Source organism: Carboxylicivirga taeanensis (genome assembly GCF_051851475.1).
Classification (GTDB): Bacteria; Bacteroidota; Bacteroidia; order Bacteroidales; family Marinilabiliaceae; genus Carboxylicivirga; species Carboxylicivirga taeanensis.
Window position 1 is genome coordinate 1 of sequence record NZ_JBPUSJ010000050.1, and the last position, 2,601, is coordinate 2,601.

The window sequence follows — 2,601 nt, forward strand, 5'->3', positions numbered from 1 at the left end:
ATGAAAAGTTAAAAACAAATACAACGCTTTGGCTTAGCTACTTTTGGTAAGTTCGTTAGGCAAAATCCCCTTACAGCGCCATGCAGCCAACCGTTGGCATTAATTTAAAAACCCATAATGAAAAGAATCCTAAGTATTTTATTACTCTTTTTGAGTATCACATCTTTTGGACAAGCAGATATCACCCATAAAATTGATTCACTACTTAAAGTAAAAATCGAATCACAATTTGCTCCCGGAATTACTGTAGGCATAGTTAAATGTGATAAACTAATATATCACAATAGTGCAGGATGTATGAATTTGGAGTACAATATTCCGTTTAATGATTCTACAGTATTTGGGTTGGCTTCTGTTACCAAGCAATTTACATCTGCATGTATTGGAGTGCTTGAAGCTCAAGGAAAACTCTCAGTGGATGATGATGTACGGAAATATATCCCTGAGTTATCACAGCATAGCGACACCATTAGGATTAAACATTTACTAAATCACACAAGCGGAATTAGAAATCATAATGTATTACTCGACTTAAAGGGATTTGACTATGAGCATCAAGGGTATACAAACAAAATGATTCAAGACCTTATGTTCCAACAAAAAGGGATAAATAATCGTCCAGGAGCGAAAGTGTTGTATTCAAATACAAATTATGTGCTACTCGCCTTACTTGTTGAGAGAATATCTGGTCAGGAACTTCATGAATTTGCAAACGAAGAATTATTTACTCCTTTAGGCATGGAGGAATCTTTTTACAGAAATGACCTTAGAGCAATAATAAAAAATAGAGCTTATCCATATTTCAAAGAAAATGGCACATACAGACAACCAAAGTCCCTTACTTTATGCGTTGGTGCAGGCGAAATGGGTAGTACAATTAAAAATTTATCGATTTGGTCGCAAATATTTTTAAATCCACAACACGAATTCTCATACTTAAAGGATTTTGTTACTCATCAAGATACACTTAATAATGGTGAGCTAATGTCTCATGCAAGAGGAATGTTTGTTTCACCATATAACGGCTACACTACTTATAATCACAGTGGTCGAGGTTTAGGTATGCGTTCGCAGTTTATCTGTGTACCTGAGTTAAATATAGCTGTCGTTGCTTATACAAATTCAGAACATATTAATGCTGTATATACTTCATATGAGATACTAGATTTGTTTATCGATAAATCAGAGAATATTAAAATAGAAAAGGAGAGCAAGCAACCCATAAAGCAGAACCTTAAAAAGTTTGTTGGGACTTATCAGGAGCTTAATAGTGATTTAAAGATGAGTATCTTTATTGAAAATGATACCCTAAAAGCAATTAGCAGTTTTGGCAGTAATTCAACTCCTCTCACTCCCCAAAGTATTAATGAGTTTTGTCGTATCAACAATTCTTCCGTCACTTATTCTTTTCAATTGCCAAAAACATCAGATATAGATTTACAGGTTGACTTTGGAGGAGCTATCTTTTACTTTGAACGCATAAAACTTTGCAAAAAGCCAGACTATAATTTAGCTCAATATGTTGGTAATTATTACTCAAAAGAACTTGATGTTACATACAAGCTAAGCGTGTCTGACAATCAGCTATTCCTGAATTATCCGAATAATAACGATATTATTCTCCATGAAGGAGAAAAAAATGTATTTGGAGCAAATAGGAGAACAAAATATTCTTTTCTTAAAAATAAGAAAGGGGAAGTAACCTCGTTTAAAGTTGCTGCTGAGGGAACAGTGAAAAACATATTATTTGAAAAGAAAAACTAATGCCAACAAACCGTAATAATGCATAGCTTGCCGCAGGCGCAACTCAAGCTACGCATCATACGGCAGGCCGTTGTAGTGCATTTGAAAAATGAAGACGATACAGACAATATTTAAGTGGCTAACATTGACCTTCTTTGGAATTACTTTGTTCTCAATAACCATAGGACAAATCCTTCCGATTGAATTTGCGGATTGGAAAGATATGCATCTCTTCTACGATATAATTTTTCAAGGACTTCCAATTACAATTCTTCTGACTATGATTTGGACGATTAAAAAAGAAAGTCCAAAAAGAAGAAAAATAACTATAGGAATATTGACTCCAATAATAGCATTTGCAGCTTTCTTCGGGACAATCTTTCTAATGTTCTCTTTTGGATTTGGAGCTTGGGTGAATCAAGAAATAGTTTATGAGAACAAAGCCAATCCACAAGTAACAATAAATGAACAAATATGGGACATTGGCGCATTTGGTTACGGTGGACAGAGAACCGTTAAACTTAAACCAACTCTCGGACTTTGGAATATTGTAACAGAAATTGACACGACTGAAATAGAAAAAGATAATTGGACTTTAGTTCAACGAGAAGGAGACATTAAGTTTCCATAAAGAAAAAACGCACTACAACAAGCCGTAATAAAGCAGCCTAGTATTCGACAGACTTGGAGGTTGAGTTGGTTGCTGGAACAGAAGTGAAAATAAGAAACGAATAAAAGACATCGGGCCGCTTCATACGGCTGGACCGTTAGCAAATATTAAAACAACAACATGACCACTAGACTATTATTACTTGTACTGTTATTCAGTTTATCATGCTCAAATCAGAATGAAATAAT

The 2,601-nt window shown here is 34.6% G+C and carries 2 protein-coding genes; both read left to right on the forward strand.

What is annotated here, in order from left to right:
* The first annotated feature begins 117 nt into the window (after nt 1-117).
* The gene (locus tag ACSX1H_RS19035; RefSeq protein WP_439185841.1) at nt 118-1,764 is read left to right on the forward strand and encodes a serine hydrolase domain-containing protein; all 1,647 of its coding nucleotides are present in this window, start codon (nt 118-120) and stop codon (nt 1,762-1,764) included.
* A gap of 88 nt (nt 1,765-1,852) precedes the next feature.
* Nucleotides 1,853-2,374 (forward strand): hypothetical protein, encoded by a 522-nt coding sequence (locus ACSX1H_RS19040; protein ID WP_439185842.1) that lies wholly within the window; start codon nt 1,853-1,855, stop codon nt 2,372-2,374.
* Nucleotides 2,375-2,601 lie beyond the last annotated feature (227 nt).

Excerpts from the sequence above, each read along its gene's own strand:
- ACSX1H_RS19035 (WP_439185841.1), top strand. The coding sequence starts at position 118 with ATGAAAAGAATCCTAAGTATTTTATTACTCTTTTTGAGTATCACATCT.
- ACSX1H_RS19040 (WP_439185842.1), top strand. The coding sequence starts at position 1,853 with ATGAAGACGATACAGACAATATTTAAGTGGCTAACATTGACCTTCTTT.